The organism is Marinobacter sp. MBR-105 (assembly GCF_053628895.1).
The window spans coordinates 29,054-48,916 of sequence record NZ_JBRJHG010000005.1 but is presented as its reverse complement, the minus strand read 5'-3'; the positions used below and the strand labels follow the sequence as shown (position 1 = coordinate 48,916).

General features: G+C 52.8%; 15 protein-coding genes. 14 read left to right on the top strand and 1 reads right to left on the bottom strand.

Translation table 11 applies throughout. The features are described from left to right. Window positions 1–172: 172 nt before the first annotated feature. Complete coding sequence (gene topA / locus ACSSVV_RS07515; protein WP_454105847.1) at window positions 173–2,335, bottom strand: type I DNA topoisomerase; 2,163 nt, start codon at window positions 2,333–2,335, stop codon at window positions 173–175. 93 nt (window positions 2,336–2,428) lie between these two features. On the opposite strand from topA, the gene ACSSVV_RS07510 reads away from it, so the two are divergent. The 14 genes from ACSSVV_RS07510 (at window position 2,429) to ACSSVV_RS07445 (ending at window position 19,695) form a co-directional block, all read left to right on the top strand. Further along, on the top strand, window positions 2,429–3,280 hold the full coding sequence (locus ACSSVV_RS07510) for a hypothetical protein (RefSeq protein WP_454105846.1): 852 nt from the start codon (window positions 2,429–2,431) through the stop codon (window positions 3,278–3,280). Further along, entirely contained in the window at window positions 3,277–3,714 is a 438-nt protein-coding gene (locus ACSSVV_RS07505; RefSeq protein ID WP_454105845.1) for a TcpQ domain-containing protein, read from the top strand. The genes ACSSVV_RS07510 and ACSSVV_RS07505 overlap by 4 nt, the downstream gene beginning before the upstream one ends. A 19-nt stretch (window positions 3,715–3,733) precedes the next feature. Continuing rightward, window positions 3,734–5,350, top strand: a complete 1,617-nt coding sequence (locus ACSSVV_RS07500) for a type II secretory pathway protein (protein WP_454105843.1) — start codon at window positions 3,734–3,736, stop codon at window positions 5,348–5,350. Continuing rightward, the gene (pilO2, locus tag ACSSVV_RS07495; RefSeq protein WP_454105841.1) at window positions 5,347–6,669 is read left to right on the top strand and encodes a type 4b pilus protein PilO2; all 1,323 of its coding nucleotides are present in this window, start codon (window positions 5,347–5,349) and stop codon (window positions 6,667–6,669) included. Before ACSSVV_RS07500 ends, pilO2 begins: the two co-directional genes overlap by 4 nt. Then, a complete protein-coding gene (locus ACSSVV_RS07490) occupies window positions 6,666–7,223 on the top strand; it encodes a hypothetical protein (protein ID WP_454105840.1) in 558 nt (185 codons plus the stop codon). The genes pilO2 and ACSSVV_RS07490 overlap by 4 nt, the downstream gene beginning before the upstream one ends. Before the next feature lie 26 nt (window positions 7,224–7,249). Next, window positions 7,250–9,235 (top strand): GspE/PulE family protein, encoded by a 1,986-nt coding sequence (locus ACSSVV_RS07485; RefSeq protein ID WP_454105838.1) that lies wholly within the window; start codon window positions 7,250–7,252, stop codon window positions 9,233–9,235. Between the two features lie 19 nt (window positions 9,236–9,254). After that, entirely contained in the window at window positions 9,255–10,337 is a 1,083-nt protein-coding gene (locus ACSSVV_RS07480; protein WP_454105836.1) for a type II secretion system F family protein, read from the top strand. Between the two features lie 92 nt (window positions 10,338–10,429). Then, on the top strand, window positions 10,430–10,972 hold the full coding sequence (locus tag ACSSVV_RS07475) for a type 4 pilus major pilin (RefSeq protein ID WP_454105834.1): 543 nt from the start codon (window positions 10,430–10,432) through the stop codon (window positions 10,970–10,972). Window positions 10,973–11,358: 386 nt separating this feature from the next. Next, complete coding sequence (locus ACSSVV_RS07470) at window positions 11,359–11,991, top strand: ATPase, T2SS/T4P/T4SS family (RefSeq protein ID WP_454105833.1); 633 nt, start codon at window positions 11,359–11,361, stop codon at window positions 11,989–11,991. Continuing rightward, window positions 11,991–13,061 carry a hypothetical protein gene (locus ACSSVV_RS07465; RefSeq protein ID WP_454105832.1) on the top strand — a complete coding sequence of 357 codons (1,071 nt, stop codon included), beginning with the start codon at window positions 11,991–11,993 and terminating at the stop codon, window positions 13,059–13,061. Before ACSSVV_RS07470 ends, ACSSVV_RS07465 begins: the two co-directional genes overlap by 1 nt. 165 nt (window positions 13,062–13,226) lie before the next feature. Then, window positions 13,227–16,955, top strand: coding sequence for an ATP-binding protein (locus ACSSVV_RS07460; protein ID WP_454105831.1), 3,729 nt, complete (start codon window positions 13,227–13,229; stop codon window positions 16,953–16,955). Then, entirely contained in the window at window positions 16,945–17,583 is a 639-nt protein-coding gene (locus ACSSVV_RS07455; RefSeq protein WP_454105830.1) for a condensin complex protein MksE, read from the top strand. The genes ACSSVV_RS07460 and ACSSVV_RS07455 overlap by 11 nt, the downstream gene beginning before the upstream one ends. Then, entirely contained in the window at window positions 17,583–18,833 is a 1,251-nt protein-coding gene (locus tag ACSSVV_RS07450; RefSeq protein WP_454105829.1) for a hypothetical protein, read from the top strand. Before ACSSVV_RS07455 ends, ACSSVV_RS07450 begins: the two co-directional genes overlap by 1 nt. Next, window positions 18,820–19,695, top strand: a complete 876-nt coding sequence (locus ACSSVV_RS07445; protein ID WP_454105828.1) for a DUF7281 domain-containing protein — start codon at window positions 18,820–18,822, stop codon at window positions 19,693–19,695. Before ACSSVV_RS07450 ends, ACSSVV_RS07445 begins: the two co-directional genes overlap by 14 nt. Window positions 19,696–19,863: the final 168 nt, after the last annotated feature.

The following is a 19,863-nucleotide window of genomic DNA, read 5'->3' as shown; positions in this document are numbered from 1 at the left end:
GATACTGAACGGTCAGGCTTTGCCTGGCCGTGAAGAAAGGCCGCAGGCCGCGGCAAGGGCCAAAGGCCCGCACGACTCCCCTCGCAACGCTGGACATGGCATTGCCCAGACGCAAGTATTGCAGAGCTACAACACCTTCTCCCCTTACAGGAAAGGTTTTTAAGCACAGCGCCTATGCAGTTGCGGTAAAGACTGGAACTCCGTCCTTGTCGTCGATGTATTTGTTACCACAAGAGGGATCATCTGTTTGATGCACCCAAAACCAACTGGAGTTCTTCCGGCTGTATTTTCGGACAATGGTTTCCCCACATTGCAAGCATGTTGAGCTTTTGGGCTTTTCTGGTAAGGATGGGGCTCCGTCCACGTCGTTCAAAAACGTTATCCCGCACGCAGTAGCCTCTGATCTGTCAGCGTGTACCCAAAACACGTTGCTGTTTTTTGACTTCTGGTGCACTTCATTACCACACCCCGGGCACTGAGCTGATACCTTCGGTGCAGGCTTGACTGGGACCCCGTTTTGATCAGGCACAAATGTGATACAGGATTCACCGTCAGCGTCTGACTTGTGGACCCAGAACATAGAGGATGCTTTCCCTCTTTTAGATTTTTGTACCAATGGTTTGCTGCAGAGTGGGCAGTCGGCAGTTTTCACCAGAGACTTACCGGAAAGGTGCGTGGCGAGATCCGCCTCCAACTTTTGGTATACAGGTCGCACGATATTGACGTAGCCCATTTGCCCCTTTGCAATTTTGTCGAAAGACGCCTCTACCTGCTGGGTGTATTTGTAGTTCATGAACCCCATGCCTGTTAGGGCATCCACAACGTAATAGCCAAGGTCTCCGGGCTCAAACTGAGCTTCTTTCTTTTTGCCTTTGACCGGCAAAGGCCTGATATACCCACGCCCGGTGATATTTTTGATGATGGCGGAGTAGGTGCTGGGGCGACCAATACCGGCGGCCTCGAGGGTTTTAATCAGACTGCCTTCAGTATAGCGGCCCGGTGGCTGGGTTTTCTTGTTTTCGATATCGACGTGCGCTTGAAACTGCGCTCCAGGCGTAAGGGCCGGCAGCAGGGAGTCCTCGGCCTTGATAGGCTCGACTTTAGCGTGGGCGCGCCAACCAAGCTCCCGGACTACCTTTCCATTGGCGATATAAGCTGGGTGAGCTAGCTGCCCAGAGAGCGCTTTGAGTTTTTTGGAGGATTGAAAAACCATCATCGTTACATCGTCCTGACCGGGGGGCATGGCCATGAGCAGGGCGCGCTCTCGGATGAGCGAATAGACTTGACGCTCCACCTCGGAGTCGCCAACGGTTTCGATTGCAATATCGGTAGGCCGGATAGCTTCGTGTGCTTCTTGAGCATCTGCTTTGGAGGGAAACGAAGGTTTTGTTGTGGAGTAGGGCAACCCCTGAGAGGATAAATAGGACTGTATCTTCTCGAAGCCCTCGTCAGAAAGGTTTGGGTTATCGGTGCGATGGTAGGTGATATGGCCTTTCTCAAACAGGGACTGCGCAGCCTTCATGATGGCGTCTGAGGACAGTCCAAAAATCTTGCCACCGGCACTCTGCATTTCTACGGTAGTCAGCGGGGCTCGCGGCTTAACTACCTTTGGTTTTGTCTCTACTTTTGCAAGAGTGGCCGACTGGGGACCACAGAAACTCTCTGCATAGCTTCTATCCCAGATATGTTTCTCATCCTCGGCCCAGGGTTTGAGATGAAGTGCGGCCTTGACGGCCTTGTGATCGGAGAGTGTCATCACCAGCCCATAGAAGGGTTCTGGCTTGAAGTTCTGGATTTGCCGTTCGCGCTCAACGACAAAACGTACGGCTACAGATTGGACACGGCCGGCACTTAGGGCTTTACCGGCCTGCTGAGAAAGGGCTGGTGAGACCACATAGCCAATGAGACGATCGAGAACGCGTCGAGCTTCTTGCGCAGAGACTCGATTCATATCGATGTCCCTTGGCTGACTCAGAGCTTCAAGCAGTGCGGATCTGGTTATCTCGCCGTAAACCACCCGTTTATAGGTGCCTGGCTGCAGCCCGAGAGTAACCTTTAGATGCCAGGCAATAGCCTCCCCTTCACGATCAAGGTCGGTTGCAAGAAGAATTTGTCTGTGAATCTTTGCTAGCCGCTTCAGACTATTTACGGTTTCCTTTTTCCCAGGGGAAACCTCGTAGTGAGGCTTCATCGAGTCGAGATCTACACCAAGCGATTTCTCGGGCAGATCGCGAATGTGTCCAACTGACGCCTTTACGGTGTAATCACCGCCGAGCAGTTGACCGATTTTTTTTGCTTTCGCTGGCGATTCAACGATGACCAGTGTGTGAGGCATAGAAGCGTGTCCAACCAAAATTTTTAACTATCACATGTTGTATGATATGCGAAATAAAGCCTGAATTTGGTCTGTGAACATCTGGAGAAATCAATGGGTAAGCCCAAACCGAAACTTGAAAGTCGCTTTCGGGGCAGAAAATTGGCTGCAGCATGCAGCCTTAGTCTTGCCTTGGTGGCCGCCGTGAGTGCGCCGGCAGGGGTGCAAGCTGCGTTTTTGCTCGAAGCGCCAGAGCCCGAAGAAATTGCAACACCTTCCCCGCTGTTCGATCAGGCTGAATACATGGTGTGGGTAGACCATACCTACAGTGCAATCGTTGAGTACGGTTCCAGAGGGCACATTGCTGAGGCACCAACATACGGTGACCCGATGCCGCTTGAGGATGCCTTGACTTTGTTGGTTCCGAATAACTGGGTCGTGTTGCGATCCCGGGATCTGACGGCAGATGGTCGTCTTGAGGTGCGCTGGGACATTAAGCGAGGCGACTGGATTGATGTGCTCCGAAATCTGGGCGAGAGGCACGGCCTTCGTTTCCATGTAGACCACGCCAAGCGAGAGATTTTTATTCAGAACGGCCGGAAGCTCCTGTTTGACCGACCAATGCATGCATCAGGTAATGCCGGCCAGGAAGTCGTTCTCGACGACAAGCAAGCGGGCGGTAAACCGAACAGTTCCCCTGTAGCGAGCAAGCCAATGACTGCGGCCACGTTCTCAGTAAACCAAGGTGATGATGGCGAAAGCGTCATGCGTGACCTTAGCCTGATGCTCGGGTACCCGCAAATGTATTGGTTGATGCCAACGTTGACTGTTGATGAAAGGCAGACCTGGCGAGGTGAGCCGATTGATGTGCTCAAACAGGCTGCGAATTCGTTTAACGGCCGAATCTGTCTCTATCAGGATCAGGTTGTAGCCATTGTTAGCCGTTCCATGGAGTGCCCACGATGACACGTAAATTCTCACGTTTTTTGATCGCCAGTGCTGCACTTCTTGCGGCCTCTCAAGCCACCGCTAACGGACCCGTAGAAAAGGTTAATGGGAGCTTTCCGGTACACGCGACTACTGCAAGCGGCATTGGTGGCGGAATCCTCAAGGATGTCCCATCTCTCACGGTTAACGAAGTCGCTGAGTATGAGATTCGCAAAGGCGAAAAAATGCGCGCAGCAATGGATCGCTGGACTCGTATGGTTGGCTATACGTTGGTTTGGCAACCAGAGCCAGAGGATGGAGACATTGAGTTTGCCGCCTCGATGACTTTCCGGGACACCTTCACAGAAGCAACCAAACAGTTCTTCGATATTGTGAAGACACAAAGCAAATTCGATGCACAGTTGCATAACAACGGCGTGCTTCGGGTTTTCATTGCCAACCAGAACCGGTGATCAGCGGAGCGCGACACAGATGAAAAAAGCAATCCAAAAAGTAGCCGCTTTGGTTTTGGCAAGCACGGCCTTGTCAGCCTGCTCAACGTTTTTCCCTAATACCGATGCGACGCCAGACCCAAAATCGGAAGAGCGATACGCACAATTGATGCGGACGCTTCAGGAGGCAAGAGCGGAACAGGGTAAAGGGCGCTCATTTCACGCTTCAACCCCCTGGATCGTCGGCAGTGAGGTTGTTGAGTTGGCTCGATACCCTGAGCTTGAAGACAAATGGATTACGATCGGCGAATTCAATAAAACATTAGCCGCGATCGCACCTCGGTTAACCAAGCTCGCAGGGGTAGGCGTTCACCTTGCTCCGGATCTCTATCAGCTTGATACAGAAGATACCGCTAGCGGGAGTGGTGCAAGCCAAACGGCCACGGACTCCGCAGGCGGTAGCGCCCTCAGCATTCTCACGAACAGTGCTGTTGGTGGAGTGAGCTCGGGGCCCGAAGAGGTTCTGAGCAAACGTATTTCCGTTGAAGTAGATGGACCGGTTACTGAAGCGTTTGATTCAATCAGCGCCCAACTCGGAATCTCTTGGGAATACGACAAAACTCGCAATCGAGTGACCTTTTATCGACTGACCACCGAAACTTTCCAAGTGTTTTTTCCGGGTGAGTCAAAAACGGATGTGGGTACCGGTGGCTCAGGCGAGAGTGACGACGCGGTAATCACCCAACAGTCAGAGTTCCAGTTTGAGGGTGGTACTTGGGATGAGGTTGCCCAGGGCATTGAGGCGCTTCTGAGTCCGTGGGGCAAGTCAACGGTAGTGAAGTCTACCGGTAATGTGGTGGTCAAAGACACGCCAGATGCAGTCCGTCGCGTCGGAGAGTATATAGAGCGGATTAACGATATATACGGGCGCCAAGTGTATCTGGAAATCAAAACTGCGTCGGTGACTATGGAAGATACCAATGAGTTTAACCTGGCATGGCGAGAAATCCTCAACGCCGTCAATGGTGGAAACTTTGACATTGGACTAAATGCTCCAGGCATTCCCGTTGGGGCGTCAGCTACGAATCTGAACGTTATCCGATCGTCAAATGGGGCGTCACTGGCACTGCAGCTTCTTGCGACCAAGGCGCAAGCGACGGAAACAAATGACCAGGCAGTAACAACCGTCAGTAATCAGCCGGCTGCACTGAAAGTGCTGACGGAGAATGGATACATCAAGTCAATCTCGCAGCAAGCGGGAGCGGCCGAGGCAGAGAATATAGTGAGCGAAGTTGAAACCGATACGATCCAAACCGGTTTTGACGCAACACTGATTCCTCGCGTGGTTAACAAAAACTCAATTCAGCTACAGGTGGCGATGGAGCTGAGCGGCAATCTTCAATTGGTGAATTTTGATACGACTATCGTGCAGACACCTACGCGAGATCGTAACGCGGTTGTTCAGCGGGCCTGGCTCAAATCCGGTGAAACCTGGGTGATTGCCGCCTTTAATTCGGACAAATCCTCCAATGAAGAACGCGGCGCCGGGTCATCTGGGTTCTGGGGCCTCGGTGGCGGCAAGTCGGCTAACAAATCGAGCCAGATTCTGCTGGTTATGGTGACTCCGCACATTCAGGATGGGGCGTATAAGCGATGAGTCTTGAGATTTCGGGTGACGCGCTGGCGGTTACTGGTCTCGACTGGAACACCACCACGCCAGCAGAGTGGAAGAAACAAAGGAAAGCCCTGCGATCTGAAGGGCTTCTAACAACATTCTTTCAGGTAAACGATCCACAATCTGGCGAGAGCGTCATCAACTATGGCGCCATTTCTCGTGATTCTGCGGAACTTACCGGAAATCAAGCGAAGGTGTCCCTTGCGGGTCTTTTAGCATTATCGCTAAAGGAAGGGCACATTGTTGCCATTGAACGTCTGCCAGGTGAATCAGAGGAAGAAGCAGAGCGTTATTGGTTCTGCGCTATCAACAATGGTCAAGTGATCACGGGAACGGATGTCGTTGGCGAATTCAATGATATCCAGCCGCTGGTTCGAGATCACCGAGAGCTCTTTGGTGGCGATGGCATTCGGATTATCGGTAATGCGGCCGATACAGAGGATCTGGGCGCGCCGACAGACTCTGTCGCGCATTACCTAGACGAAACGCTGGCGCCACAAGCAACCATACTTCGCAAGCGCAGCTCTAAGGGTTTTGTGTGGATCTTGATGGCCGGCATTACAACCATTGTGGTGGGCGCTGGAAGTGTCTTTATGTTCACGGGCAAGGAAGAACCTAAGCGCCCTCAAATGACACCTGAAGAGATTCTGGCACAGCAGCAAGAAATTGCGCGGTCTCAGCTGGCCGCGAAAGAAGCCGAGTTGATGGCGGCGACTGAACTGAGAACACACCTTGCATACTTGCTGGACGGGCCGGTAGGAGCGCTTCCGGCGAAAGCGGGTGGATGGCAGCTTACTTCAACATCCTGTGACAGTTCAGCCTGCATCTCAGAGTACACCAATACGGACCTCACCCCCCCAGCAGTTCTGGAACGAGCCGGAGCTGAGGCATGCGCAACAATAATTGTGGGCGCGCTAGGTGAGTCCGCCAGTTGTGTGTCGATTGTTCAGGCGCACCCCCTTTCGGAATACCCGGCTGTGAGCAACTGGAAACTCACGCAAAGCGATCAACGCGGATTGCTGGATAGCTTTATGAGCATGGCAAGAGCTTTCCCGGGTGATATTGCTTATCGCACAGGGGAGCCGCAGCCGGTGGCGTTCCCCGGCCGTGAAGCGCTAACGGCAGAAGAACTGTTTGGTATCGGGGCATTTACGCTTCAAATCCGTTCAGACATCTCGGAACTTGTTGTGAAGAAAATCTATGACCAAAAGCCGCTGATAATGGATGCCGTCAGCTTTAACTGGTCTGAAAACGTTACGGAAATCGAAGGTCGGTTCATTTCAGTGGGAGAATCCGAATGAACAAACACATTGCGGTGGCATTTACTTTGGCGGCGACTGTAACTACGGGCTTGCCGGCCCAGGCAGAAAGCCGAGCGGTCACGGTTGAGGATCTTCTGAGTCAGAAGAATGAGATCGAATCTCTTGAACGCACAGTCCAGAAGCTAAAGCTCCAGCTGGAACAGAAGGAGCTCGAAAACAAGATTGAGAATGTTGGGAAAGAGCAAGAGAACCCAGATGGTGAGCTGGACTCCACATCCATGTATCCGGGCATGCCGGAGTTTCTCAATCCTATGGCCACAACCGGCCCATCAACCGAAGATGAAGAACGCCGGAGGCAAGAGCGGCTTGATGCGGCTTTGGATAATGCAGTGGTGAGCTCTGTGTTTCGCGACACAGCCAAGGAAATGCGAGCAACTCTAACCCTCCCGTCCGGCAACCTTCCGATTCGCGTTGGAAGGAAAGTCGGTAATTGGGAAATCAAGGATATTCGCTTAAATGGCGTCTTGGTGGAGCACGTCTCAAACGGTGAAGAAAAGCTGATTCCAACCGCAACCGAAGCAGCTGGCGCCTGATACTTGATCGATAACAAGGTAGCGAAATGAGCATTGATCAGAACCCGAATCGCCGCACGATAGGCTCTATTCTCCTGGAGAAAGGCTGGATTAAGCAGTCGGTTCTGGAACAGGCAATCAAAGTCCAGGAAAAGCAGCGCAGTGCGGGTAAGTCAGTCCCGAAACTGGGTGACATATTGGTTTACAACAATGTGATCACGAGCGAGCAGCTCAGACAAGCATTGCAGATTCAGAAGAATGCTCAGTATTCCGCCAATCATCAAATAACAACCCGGATCGAACTGGAAGAACGGTATGGGACACTGACCAGGCAGAATACCAACCGGTTAAAGCAATCAGACTTTGTGTCAGGCGCAGCATCAAAACACATGATGGTTGCTGAAGATCGATCAGGCAATCCACTTATTCTCATCAGTGCGGCCGCCAAAAGCGCCCATGTCAATGCATTTACCCAATTGAACAAGGATGTTCGAGAGGCTTATGCGGATTCTGGCGAGGAAGGAAAGAGTAGTCGCCCAACCATTGTCCATGTGTCAGAAGATATCATCTCGCTTTTCTCCGAAACGGATGCGAGCGATCAGACCAAGGAAGAAGATCAGACCGCTTTTGAAAAAGAGTTTGATGAGCTTCTGAAGAAGGCCTACGAATCAAAAGCTGTCGATGTCCACTTCTTCAGAGGGCATGACAACTGCCGGGTAAGGTTTCGTATCTATGGGGCTCTTCGAGATCATACCGAATGGAAGATAGATAAGGCCGACCGCATTATCTCGGTAGGCTTCAGCTCCCGTGGGGTTGGAGGCAAGGAAGCTTACTGGCAAAAGACCGTCATGCAGAGACGCCGCCTCAAGGTTGATTATAACCATCATGTAAAACTGGACTGCCGTTATGAGCATGCCCCAGGCGATGATGGTGCCTATCATGCGTGTATCCGGATACTGGCAAACGATAAGCGAGAAGTGAAAGAGCTTATTGATCTGGAGAAGCTGGGATTTACTCGCGCCCAAACGCGACTGCTACAGGCGGGAGCATCAAAAGCATCAGGACTGGTCATTTTGTCGGGGCCAACAGGCTCTGGTAAATCGACAACGCTAGCAGCAATCATCAAGTGGCTTAACAGGAATGACGATGTAAACATTCTGACAGTTGAAAGCCCTATTGAGCGTGAACTGCCAGCTTTCCAAACGTCCGTGAGTGATAACAGTGAAAATCCACAGGAATTTGCGGAGGCGATCAAAAGCACCCTGCGCCGAGATCCAGATATCTTGATGGTGGGTGAGATCCGAGACAAATACTCTGCTCAAGCAGCAGTTTCAGGCGTTCAAACGGGCCATACACTGCTTACGACGGTCCACGCCCAGAGCGGCATTGAAATCGTGGAACGTCTTGCCAGTCCTGTCCTGCAGGTGCCAGCGCAAACGATTGGCAGTCCCAGTCTGATCAATGCCCTGGTGTTTCAGATGCTGCTGCCGAAGCTGGATGATAAAAGCAAGATCAGATTGACACCAGAAAACATGTACGACCACCTTGATCGTGACCTAGTTAACCGGCTTTCGCACGTCTGTCCAGATATCACAAAGGCTAATATATGCGTAAGGGGGCAGAGTACCGAGTACCCCGAAGGTGTCTCTGGTATGACGATTTGTGCTGAAGTGATCGCACCAGATTTGGTGATGCGGAAACATTTCGCCAAGCTGGAATTGACAGAAGCCTTAATGCATTGGCGTAAAAGCGGACAGACAGAGAAGGCCGCTAAAAAGGACTACAACGAGCGTGTTGTTGGTTTCACAGCATTGGATCACGCCATCGCGAAAATGCTGCGCGGGGAGATCGATCCACGCGATGTTGAGAACTACTTCGGCATGCTCAACATGCAGGACATCCTCAAAGACGGAATCATGGATGAGGACGAAATGCCGGAGTTGTTTACTGAAAGCAAAGGCACCGAGGACGATGATGATGGCTTTGTTGCTGAGAATTCCGGGGAAATCCCATCCATTCCCATCTTGAACTAACTGGTGAGGGCGCTACAGCGTGAGCTTCAAGGACATTGTTGATCCCAACAAGGCAAAAATACCCGTCAATGAACGGGTGGATTTTTACAGTTTTATGGTGACCCTTCTGGCGAACGCGGGGAGTCTTCAGGAAGCTTCACTCAAAGTTGCCGAGGTGCTGAATGAGCAGGCAAATAAAGCACCGCTTGGTAAGCGCAAATTAAGGAAAGCAGCAGGGTTGTACCGCTATGTGGCCAGTAGTCTGCGAGAAGGTAAGACGCTGCATGAGGCGCTCGCAGGAAGGATACCGGATAGCGAAGCTATGCTTCTGCTGGCGGGCGATCGGGGTAACCTTAAAGACGGCCTGAATGCTGCAATAGGACAGGCCAAGAGTGAAGCAGAAATGAGGAGCACCTTGATAAAGGGTCTGCTGTATCCAACTGGGCTCTTTGTGGTTGTTGTCGTGGCCATGAACTGGATTGGAAACAACCTGTTTCCAACTTTGGCGATGCTCAAGCCAGTGGTGGAATGGACGCCTGGCCAGCAAACGGTCTACTGGTGGACATCCAATGTAGGAACCTGGTTCCCCATGGCTTTGGGCACGTTGATCCTGCTGGGAGTTCTGATCACCCTTGCCAACCGGAAGGTGATCGGGGAGAGCCGTCAGTTTGTCGATCTATTGCCCCCTTTCAACGTTATCCGTCGCATTACTGGCGCCAGCCTGCTGACCACCATGGCGAGCTTAATCTTGGCCGGAGACACAACTAAGGATGCGTTGGAGCGCATTCTTGGGGGATCTAAATCGGCCTACATGAAGGCCAATGTTCGGAAGATAATAGGCAATATGCGAACTGGTGAAGCCGCAAAGGGGCCTGGTCGCGCTATGGGTGTTCCGCTATTTACCCCATGGATCATGGTAAAGCTGGAGATCTACGGTCAAGGCAGCATTAAGGAGTTCGCCAAGAAAATGGAGGAAATCGCGGAGGATGCCCGGAATGAGGCAATGCGCAGCATTAATGGACTGTCAAAGCTGCTCAACCTCTTAATGCTATTGACGGTTGGCGTGGTCATCGGTGCAACGGTAGTCACGATGTATTCAATCACAGGCTCTTTGAAAGGGTAGTACCTGGCAATCTGACTGTGTCCAAGCCCAAATCTGGCCAACTCTCTGTTATAGAATAGGCCCTGTTGTTCTACAGTAACGAGGAAAGCTCAATGAAAGTTCTGAAATCCACACGTAAAGCTGGCGGTTTTGTTCTCACAGAACTGCTGATCGGTTTGGCCATTATTGCTGCGGTCCTGGGCACGATTGCTGCTACTGCCGCATATCTGAACTCTAGTAACTCCGCACAAGATCAGGCACGCCTGGTAGAGTCGATTGGCCAAGATCTTCGTATGAAGTATCAGCGTGCTAATAATTTTTCTGGGTTGACCAATACCGTTGCCATTAACCTTGGGGTTTTCCCGGACCAAATGGTTAACGGGACGACAGTTCTAAACACCTGGAACGGCACGGTAACCATTGCTCCAGCTGCAGACCTGAACGGTGTTGCAAACCGCGCTTTCCTGGTTTCCTGGCCAAATGTTCCTGAAGACGAGTGTGTAACTCTGTCTACTACCGCAATTGCCGCCAACCGTATCCGGGTCGGTACGACTGTAATCCAACAGGACGGCCAGGCGATTAACGTGGCGGCTGCTGGTACTGCATGCTCCGGAACCACGAATACTGTGGATTTCCTGTTCCACAAGAACTCTTGATGTATGACCGGGAGGGCTCTTGAATTAAGAGCCCTTTGGTTCTCACCTGAGGCACTCCTGTCGTGACTCCTGCCACAGCCTTATCAGAACAACGGTTTGCTCACGTTTCGGATTGGACGATTCCTGCCGATTCCGACAAGCCTGCGATTGCATACCCAAATGGTGAATCCGTTGTGGAGTCGCAAACGGTGAACCATCTTCGATCTGCGTGCAATGAGGCCTATAAGAGACTTGGCGAGGATGAGTTCAGGATATCCGCGCTTGGCAGATCGTTTCGAGTCCGAAGAGAAAGCACCCACTCGGGTACCCAGTATTTTCTTCGGAATTGTGGCGCGGCGCAGCCGTTAACTCCCGGCCGAGTTCCTCACCACATAATCCGTCAGCTGATGTCGGAATCACTCTGTTCGGGAGGCCTGGTACTGGTGTCAGGAGCTACCGGAGTCGGGAAGACAACGACGACCTCCAGCGCCGTCGTGAGCCGGCTCCATAGCTTTGGCGGGGTCGCCTGGGCCATTGAAGACCCTTCCGAATACGATATGGAAGGTCAGCACGGTGACCGTCACGGTATCTGTTGGCAAAAATCGGTCACTCAAGGTGGCTTTGCTCAGGCCATGCGCAATGTCATGCGATGTTATCCGGCCGGAGCTTACGGCATTCTCATGGTTGGCGAAGTTCGAGATAAGGAAACTGCCGATCAGTGTATACGGGCTGCAATGAACGGCTTATTGGTGATCGCGACAATTCATTCCAACAGCATTATTGGAACCATCGATCGCCTAATCGGCATGAGCTCAGAAAGAGATCGCGGAGTTGCCAGGCAGATTCTTTCAATGAGCCTGCGTCTGATTGTGCATCAAGCAAGAAGGCCGGGCGAGCAGTCCAAGATAGTTTTTCGTTCGTTGTGGGTAAATCAGGATTCCCAAGTGAGCTCTGCCATCCGGGATGGTGATGCCACAACACTCAAAGAACAGATCCAGTATCAGTCCAACAAAATTCGGATGGGTGCCCCCCTATGTTAATGAAGCCTATCAAGCGCCAAAAAGGTTACCTGCTCTTTGAAGTTGCCATGGCTGGCGTCGCTGCAGCTGGCATCATTGCAGGGTTGGCTTTTTACTTAAAGGCAGACAGTGATAGCAAAGTAGCTAATCTCTACGGTCAATGGATGGCAGCATACGTCAATGGCGTTGCATCGTTCATGGCGCAGCAGGGCACAACGGCGCCAGCATTTGCCAGCCGAACAGGTACGAACTGGCTCAAGTCAACTGCCTGTGGTGGACCACTCCCGCCTGATGAGGCCCTGCTCTCGTGCAGTGTGCCAACGAACTTCAATACCCCGTTCGGTTTGGCCGCACCAACGGTGACATTCAACTTTACAGGTTCACCCCGGGCAGACATTTCCTTTGGTATTGTGCGTGATGGGGCAAATCAACCTGATGTTACGATGGCAGCCATGCTGAGCGAGGAAATTAATCGCCGGCTCGATTACTTCGGATATCAACACGTAAGTGCGTTCCACGCACTACCGGATTCTTCAGACATCACCAGCGCCAACCTCCGAGCGGTGGTAGACAATCAGATCCAGGGCACCGTGTTTCTGAGGCTGGACGGCAACTCAACCATGAGTGCGCCCGTAGTCAGCAACTCATCTACCTGGGCCTTGATTGCCCGGGATCAGGCTGGCAATGAAAACTCGGCGCCCCAGGATCCCGAGGCCAGTGCCAACGTTAATGATGTCTATCTGCGATCCAGTAATGCTTGGCTCTCCGAGACTCACACTCTGGCGGAGGAAGCTTATCGCTTGGCTGCTCGGTCCCCACAGTTCATGACGGAGGTGGCCAGCAATACGACTGTGCCAAAACCTGTTTGCCCGGCAGGCCTAACGCCGCAGATCTTCACCTACCCGGTCATCTTTGTGGGTGGCGCGAACACATCCAATACACGGTTTGTAGCCGGCGTAAGGACGCCTGTTGAGAACGTAAACGCAACCACGTGGCGCGTTCGACTATTTATTCTCTACGAACAGAGCGCCGGTTGGCAGGAGGCGCCCGCAACCATGGGGCGCGTAAGCGTTACAACCCGCTGTTCGTAACACCTAGCATCCGATCACCGGAGACGCCTTCTGGATTGCCCAGAATCCTCTTCGGCCTCAGTTTCCGTGTTTGATCGCGGGTTATCGACGGTACCGCGTGATTTCGCGATGCCACGGGAGATCAGTTAACCTGCATACACAGCAACGAAACTCAGGAAGATCAACGTGGAAGATGCCATTCAGAATTATGGGTTAGAGAATATCGTTCTACACCATTCTTTTCGCCAGGTTGCGGGCAGAACAATAAAGATACCTTGCTCTGATCGGACACACCTTGGGGGCGTTAATGGCGCCGGGAAAACGTCAGTCCTCCAGTTAATTCCAGCTTTCTACGGCGAGGAGCCCGAGCGGATCGTCACCCGCGCTGCGGATAAAGACTCCTTTCTTGATTATTTCCTGCCAACCCTACAGTCATTGATTATTTTCGAGTATCGCCGGCATACAGGTCTTTGCTGCTCTGTAATGATGAGACATCCGTCTGGCAAGCTCATTTACCGGTTTGTCGAGGGGGGCTTGAACGAAACATTCTTCGACCCCTCTATTCGGGAGCTGCTGGCAAAGGGCTCGACCAATGATGAGATCTTCCAGGCATTCAGAGACCTGGGCATTCGGTTTTCACAGATTATCGACATCATCAAAGATTATCGGGCGGTCATTCAGCAGAATGCTAAGCTTTTAAAGCGCCAGCCATCCGAGGTCCGGCGTCTGCGGGCTCTCGCAAATGACTATGGCCTTGGTGGTCCCACGACCAGTCTCCAACACATCGACCGTTTGACGCATGTGGTTCTGAACAAGGACCGCATGCTATCCAGCTTCAAAACGATGATCTGCGAGACGATGTTCGATATTCACCTGAACAAGCGCCCAACGATCCTTCATGAGCGTGACCTGGTAAACGACATACGCAGCATTAAGGCCTTCGCAGAAAAAGAACCCACAATTCGTCACTGCTTATTGAAAGAGGCAGAGCGGCAGGCGCTCAAAGAGCAAACCGTCAAGTTGGTTGCCAAGCTGTGTATCACCATTGAGAGCGAAGAAGAGATCCGAAAGGATCTGCTGAGGCAGGTTGACGAGCTTCAAGAGAAACTTGAGGGCGAGCAGGCGACTTTTAACAGTAAAGATTCCGAGCTAGGCGAATTGATTGCGGATTACTCTCACCGGATCAATCAGCTGAACAAGCATATAGACAAGCTCTACGAGCAGAGGGACCAGTTTGAAGAGCAGGGCTTACCAGAGCTCGACCTGCAACTGACGAATTTGCAGGAGTACCGGACTCAATTGGCGGATGCGGAAAGAGATTATGAAGCCTTGTCTGGGAAGTTCCAGGCGTTGGAGTCGGAGCATGATCGTCAAATCTCTGAGATCAAAGCCAAGTTTGAGCATGATCAGAAGCAACGGGAATTGAAGGTGCAGACTCTGGAGCGAAAGCTTCAGGAAGCTGAACACGCACATAAGGAGTCCCTTTCCAAGCTCGAAATGGCTCATGGGCGCGAAGTGTCGGAGTATCGCGAATCCAGACACCCCAAGCGAGCCGAGATTGATAGGAAAATAGCCCGACTGGAGATTCAGCGGGACCATCCGAGCCCCAGCGAAGAAGAGCGAAACCAGATCTTGGAGGCCGAAGAAGCCGTTTCGGAGCGCGAAGGGATCCTGAAAGATGTTCGCGCAGAGCATACAGACGCCTCGGAAAAGCTGGAGCAGGCCCGATATGACCGGGCTACGGCACACAAGCGGATTGAGCAAGCGCAAGCAAACAGCGAAAAAATCGAGCTTGAATTTGAGCACCTTCAGAGGCAGCTGACTCCAGACCCGGATAGCTGGCTTGCTCACTTGAGGCGGGAAGATCCGGAATGGTCTCAAGGTTTGGCAAAAGTCATTAATCCAGAGCTTCTGGAGCTACCGGGACTGCAGCCCGTTCTGATCGACCCTGGTTCAACCACAATTATGGGTTGGGACATCCAGCTATCCGATCTGCCGGTACCGGACAGTGCACTTTCTGAGGATGAGATTCAGGCCAAGTTACAGGCAAAAGACGCCGAACGCGTTGAAAGCCGCCAGCACCTGAAGCGCGCTGAAGACTACGCCGGTCGTGCCAATGATATCTTCAGTGAGAGGGAGCGTGAGTGCGAGCGCTTGAAGAGCCTGATTGGTATCCATGAAGGACAGCTGCAAGGGGCTAGAACCAACCTTTCCTCTGTTCGGTCGTCTGTGGATGCCGCCATAAGTACCCGGACGGATGAGATTGTCGAAGAGCTCAAGCTGACACAAGAACAACTGAAGCGGTTTGATGAGGATACACAACAGACCATTGACGAGCTGGGCACCCAATACCAGAAACGCCGACTGGAGCTATTAGGGCAATGGTCGGACGAGCAGGCATCCTTTACCGAGGAAATTGAGAATGCTCAGGGACTGCTTGAAGAGGCCCTCGAAGAACACAAGGCGAGATTGGAGCGTCTGAAGCAAGCATACGAGCAACGGCTGAGCGATGAGGGTATAGATCCGGAAGAAGTGCGCAAAGCGCGGAGCAAGCGGGATACGCTGAGGGAGAAGGTGACCGGAATTGAGTCGTCCCGGGAAGATGTTCTCGTTTACCGAAGTTGGCGCACCCGAGAGTGGTCGCAGCTGGATAGTTTGCAGACGGATTGCAACAAACAGACGAAGGAATATTCTGCGTATGACCGGGAGCGAAAAGAGCGGAAAACCGCATTTGAAGACTCGAAAAAGGCCCTGACCGGCCAGATCATTAATCATCGAGGTCGTGCGGGCTCCATTGGACGCCAACTCGAAGCTGCGATTGCAATCAGAGACAAGTTTGATGAGCCCGTAGCCTTTGCTAATGAGATGCCGGGCAATCTGGGGCTGTTAACCGAGCAACTGCAGGATGCACACAAAAACCTGGATCAACTCAGAATGGAAGTTCTGAGGGCCATGAAGCACTCGGTTGCAGTTATCAACGCATATGAGAACACCCAGGTCTATGCCGCGTGGCGAAAGCTGAAGGAATATCGCATCAGCCAACTGACCAACCCTGGAGACCAGTACACCGATGAGTTTGAGTTGGCCCAGGTGGACAATCTGAGGCTGCTGCTGGAGCAAGATCTGCCGCATCTTAGGATGTCCCTTATCGCTCAATTCGCCAGCGCCGCGGGAGAGCTTCGTGATTACTTTGATGGGCTGCAGCTTCTATCCCGTGAAGTACGGCGGGTTTCCAACACACTCAGAAGCGCGATCAACGATGACCAGCGCATAGAGGCGATCGGAGAGATTGAAGTCGTCTTGCACCCGCGAATTCATGATGATGAAAGCTGGGTTCCACTGAAGAATTTTGTGGAGAATTGGCGGACCTGGATGCTGTCGCACCGTGGAGAAATACCCAGCGACGATCTGATCAGAGACTTTCATCAGGTGGTCACCACGTTGCGCAGTGCGAGGATCAATCATCAGATTGAATCCATGGTGGACATGAAGTTGGTTATGGTTGAAAACGGTCGCCGCGTAGAGATTCGTTCGGACAATGATCTCAAGCACGCGAGCTCCACAGGCCTGTCTTACTTGGCGATCATGATCGTCTTTATCAGCATGACTCGCTATCTGGCGCCGGACACCAATACCAGAATCATCTGGCCGATCGATGAGTTGGAAACGCTCTCCGGGAACAATATTTCCAGCCTGGCAACCATGCTCGATGAGAAGAACATAACGATGATCTCTGCGTGCCCAGGACTCAATCACTGGCTACGAAAGTTCTTCGAGAACAAGCTCAGCCTCAAAGATGGCCAGATCAATATATTTGGAAAGCGGGAGGACGCACTAGGTGCGGACTCCAAAGCTGTGTTTGCCCGGGCCATGGATAAGTTGTCTGAAACGGAGGTGTCCGGAAATGCTGAATAACCCGTTATTTGAGCGCACAGTGACCGCGTTGATGGCAGGCGAGGTAATCTGCGAATACCGATACGAAGATCTCTACACGTACTTGCTGCAGGAGTCCAATCAACAGCGTGTGCGGGACTTCCTGGAGCAGATCAATCGAGTAGTCCGTCAAACTGGCAGCCGGGACGCATGGGTGTGCGCCTACTACGATTTGAACAGTCCTGACGCGAAAGAGGGCGTCCGCCAGCAATTCCGTGAAGTCGCGAACCATCTTGAGGCTCTGGTTCAGTTTCTGCGCCTGGTAATGAGCGTTGAAACCAGTGATCGGCCGGTGTCACCTGGGGAAAAGCTGACAGAGGGTAGGCTGATTGAGCAGATTTCGGGGGTGCCATCGCTGGAAGAGCGCTTACGCTCACTCACAGAGAAGCGATTGTTTGCCACCAAGAAGCAGGATGTACCGGGTCGCATACGCAGCATCATGGAATCTCTTGTGGCCAAAGGTTATCTGGTGCGTTTTGGCAGCTCCGGGGCCGAGTACCAGGCTACCGGAAAATGGTCATGGCTGTATGACGTGATGGACTTCATCCAGGCCCATGAGGGGATCCCTGTTGAGTCTGGAGACGATGACAATCAGCTGAGGTTGACCTGATGGCCAGGCTCAATGATGCACAGAAGGCTCTAAAGGTTCTGGCGGCCAACAGCGAGGCGATTCTTGAGGCCCACCTGAATCGTGGGAATCGAATTCCCGAGACCCCCGAGAACCAGGGGCTACTGGACACGCTCAAGCATCACCGGTTGATTCTGAGCATTGGTGACGAAGAGCCTCAGCTACGAAAAGTGTTGGTGCAGTTGCTCGGGCACATTTCAGAGTCCGATCGCCGTCGCTGGGCAAGCCAGCATGTCGACAAGTTATGGGATGAACTGGTCGATCTCTTTGAGCAATATCGTCAGGCCAAAGCGAAAGCGGCCACGGCGGACCAGGAACGTCTTGAAGACGACATTAAGGACGTGCTGTCGGGCTTGATTGAGGATATACGTACAGCCACAGACACGTTTGCAGGCCATATCAACAGTGGCTTTTCCTATGTGACCGATCTTGAGTTGCGGATTCGCGAGAATGAACGAGTGATCGAAAGAGCGGGGCGCCTCATCGCCCTGTTTGATTCATTCAATATCATGGAGCTGGCGGAACATGCGGGTAGCGATCCATTTCTGAGGCGCTTGCTTCTGAACTATTTGCCCGCAACGCTGGAGGAAGGCCGCAAGAACCTCTCCTATGCCCTTAATCAGCTCCGGCTTCTGCTAGTAAGGCTTCGGGAAGATCAGCGCCTGAACAAGCTCATAGGCAGCTTTGAGGCGCATTTCCTTAATAACCCTGGGTTTGAGCCTTCTATCGATCATCTGGACCTTGAGGCCTGCCCCAGCGTGTTGAACACGGTGGCACCGTTCCGGATGATGGCATCGCCGGATGTCTATGACCCGATCGATGATGAACCGTTGATTGAGCTGGCCGCTCATGCCAGGGCGATACCGCTGGATACGCCCAGGGCAACCAAGCCAAACCTGCGGGTGGATTCGGTTCAGTTCGATGTGGATGGCGTGGTCGTTGAGGAACCTGTAGACCCGGTATCAGCCATGGTTGAGAACTTGATCCAGTATATCCTTGATGGTGACATTGGCATCGGAGAAATCAGGGCACTGGATGTGTTGGAGGAAAGTGACCTGGAAATAGGGCCTGAAGATTGGCTGGCTACCCTTTCAGTCGGCTTATCAACCCTCACAACTCGCGATCGGGAGCTGATTGACGTGCAACATCACTCGGTACCGGATCCAGTGTTCGTTGATAACTTACTGGTTTACGACATCACTCTGAGGGCTGCGGCCGATGTCAGCAGATGAGTTTGGCGCGATTCGCCGTCTCTTGCAGTCCGGCCGCAAGACGGCACGGCGGAACCAGGTGTGGACTCGAATTCACAACGAAACCGGCGCCGGCGTTCTGGATGCCCGGGAGATTCATTTCACGATGGACGATCTGTGGCGACTGCGGGAGTACGGACGGCAGATAACGGGGCTGGATCCGCAGTTTGATACGACGGCCGGCAGTCGCGTGGAATTGGCCCAGAAGACGTCGAATGAGAAGCTGGCGGCGGATTCGGTCTTTGGTGATCTGCTGGTGATGGCCACGGCCGGCAATACAGAGCTGAAAGTGAGTGGCCAGCCCGTCCGGACGCCACCTGGCAGCGTACTATCTGTCCATGTAAACGCGCTGGACTACGATGCCCTGGCGAAACAGCGACTGGTCATGATCGAAAACGGGGGGCTGATGACGCACTGGCAGGACATCCGGCTACCAGAAGGCTGGAAGGACTGCATACTGGTCTATCGTGGTCATCGTGAGAACGTGCGTCACGCGCGGAGACTGGTACAAGCACAACCATCTGATCAGCTGGGTCTGTATTACGACTTCGATCCCCAAGGCTTGTATATGGCACTGGCAACCGGCAAAGGACACGCCTTCGTACCGGCGCAATGGGAAGCGTGGTCGAGGGATGGCCCACTACCCTCAGGGGTGAATCAAAGAGATGCCTTTCGGCGCCAGCAAGGGGCAATGTCCCGCCTAAGGTCCCGGGCAGCCACATTGATGCAGCCGTGGATACAAGTGATCAATGCTGTTGATAAAGGAGAGTGGGCGATCATGCAAGAGCACATGGCTGCTCGGGGCTGGGAACTGACGACAATGCCGGTACCCGAACACCCCTGAGACGAAGCCACTGGCTGAGTCGATGCTGAACGGTCAGGCTCCGCCTGGCCGTGAAGGAAGGCCGAAGGCCGCCGCAAGGGCCAAAGGCCCGCACGACTCCCCGTACTAATCTATAACCAATCACTGCAGCCGGACAGGCTGACAAACGCCGTTTATATCCCCCCGCTA

Bases quoted from the DNA above. Each gene is read 5' to 3' on its own strand.
- topA (WP_454105847.1), bottom strand. From the start codon at position 2,335: ATGCCTCACACACTGGTCATCGTTGAATCGCCAGCGAAAGCAAAAAAA.
- ACSSVV_RS07510 (WP_454105846.1), top strand. From the start codon at position 2,429: ATGGGTAAGCCCAAACCGAAACTTGAAAGTCGCTTTCGGGGCAGAAAA.
- ACSSVV_RS07505 (WP_454105845.1), top strand. From the start codon at position 3,277: ATGACACGTAAATTCTCACGTTTTTTGATCGCCAGTGCTGCACTTCTT.
- ACSSVV_RS07500 (WP_454105843.1), top strand. From the start codon at position 3,734: ATGAAAAAAGCAATCCAAAAAGTAGCCGCTTTGGTTTTGGCAAGCACG.
- pilO2 (WP_454105841.1), top strand. From the start codon at position 5,347: ATGAGTCTTGAGATTTCGGGTGACGCGCTGGCGGTTACTGGTCTCGAC.
- ACSSVV_RS07490 (WP_454105840.1), top strand. From the start codon at position 6,666: ATGAACAAACACATTGCGGTGGCATTTACTTTGGCGGCGACTGTAACT.
- ACSSVV_RS07485 (WP_454105838.1), top strand. From the start codon at position 7,250: ATGAGCATTGATCAGAACCCGAATCGCCGCACGATAGGCTCTATTCTC.
- ACSSVV_RS07475 (WP_454105834.1), top strand. From the start codon at position 10,430: ATGAAAGTTCTGAAATCCACACGTAAAGCTGGCGGTTTTGTTCTCACA.
- ACSSVV_RS07470 (WP_454105833.1), top strand. From the start codon at position 11,359: ATGTCGGAATCACTCTGTTCGGGAGGCCTGGTACTGGTGTCAGGAGCT.
- ACSSVV_RS07465 (WP_454105832.1), top strand. From the start codon at position 11,991: ATGAAGCCTATCAAGCGCCAAAAAGGTTACCTGCTCTTTGAAGTTGCC.
- ACSSVV_RS07455 (WP_454105830.1), top strand. From the start codon at position 16,945: ATGCTGAATAACCCGTTATTTGAGCGCACAGTGACCGCGTTGATGGCA.
- ACSSVV_RS07450 (WP_454105829.1), top strand. From the start codon at position 17,583: ATGGCCAGGCTCAATGATGCACAGAAGGCTCTAAAGGTTCTGGCGGCC.
- ACSSVV_RS07445 (WP_454105828.1), top strand. From the start codon at position 18,820: ATGTCAGCAGATGAGTTTGGCGCGATTCGCCGTCTCTTGCAGTCCGGC.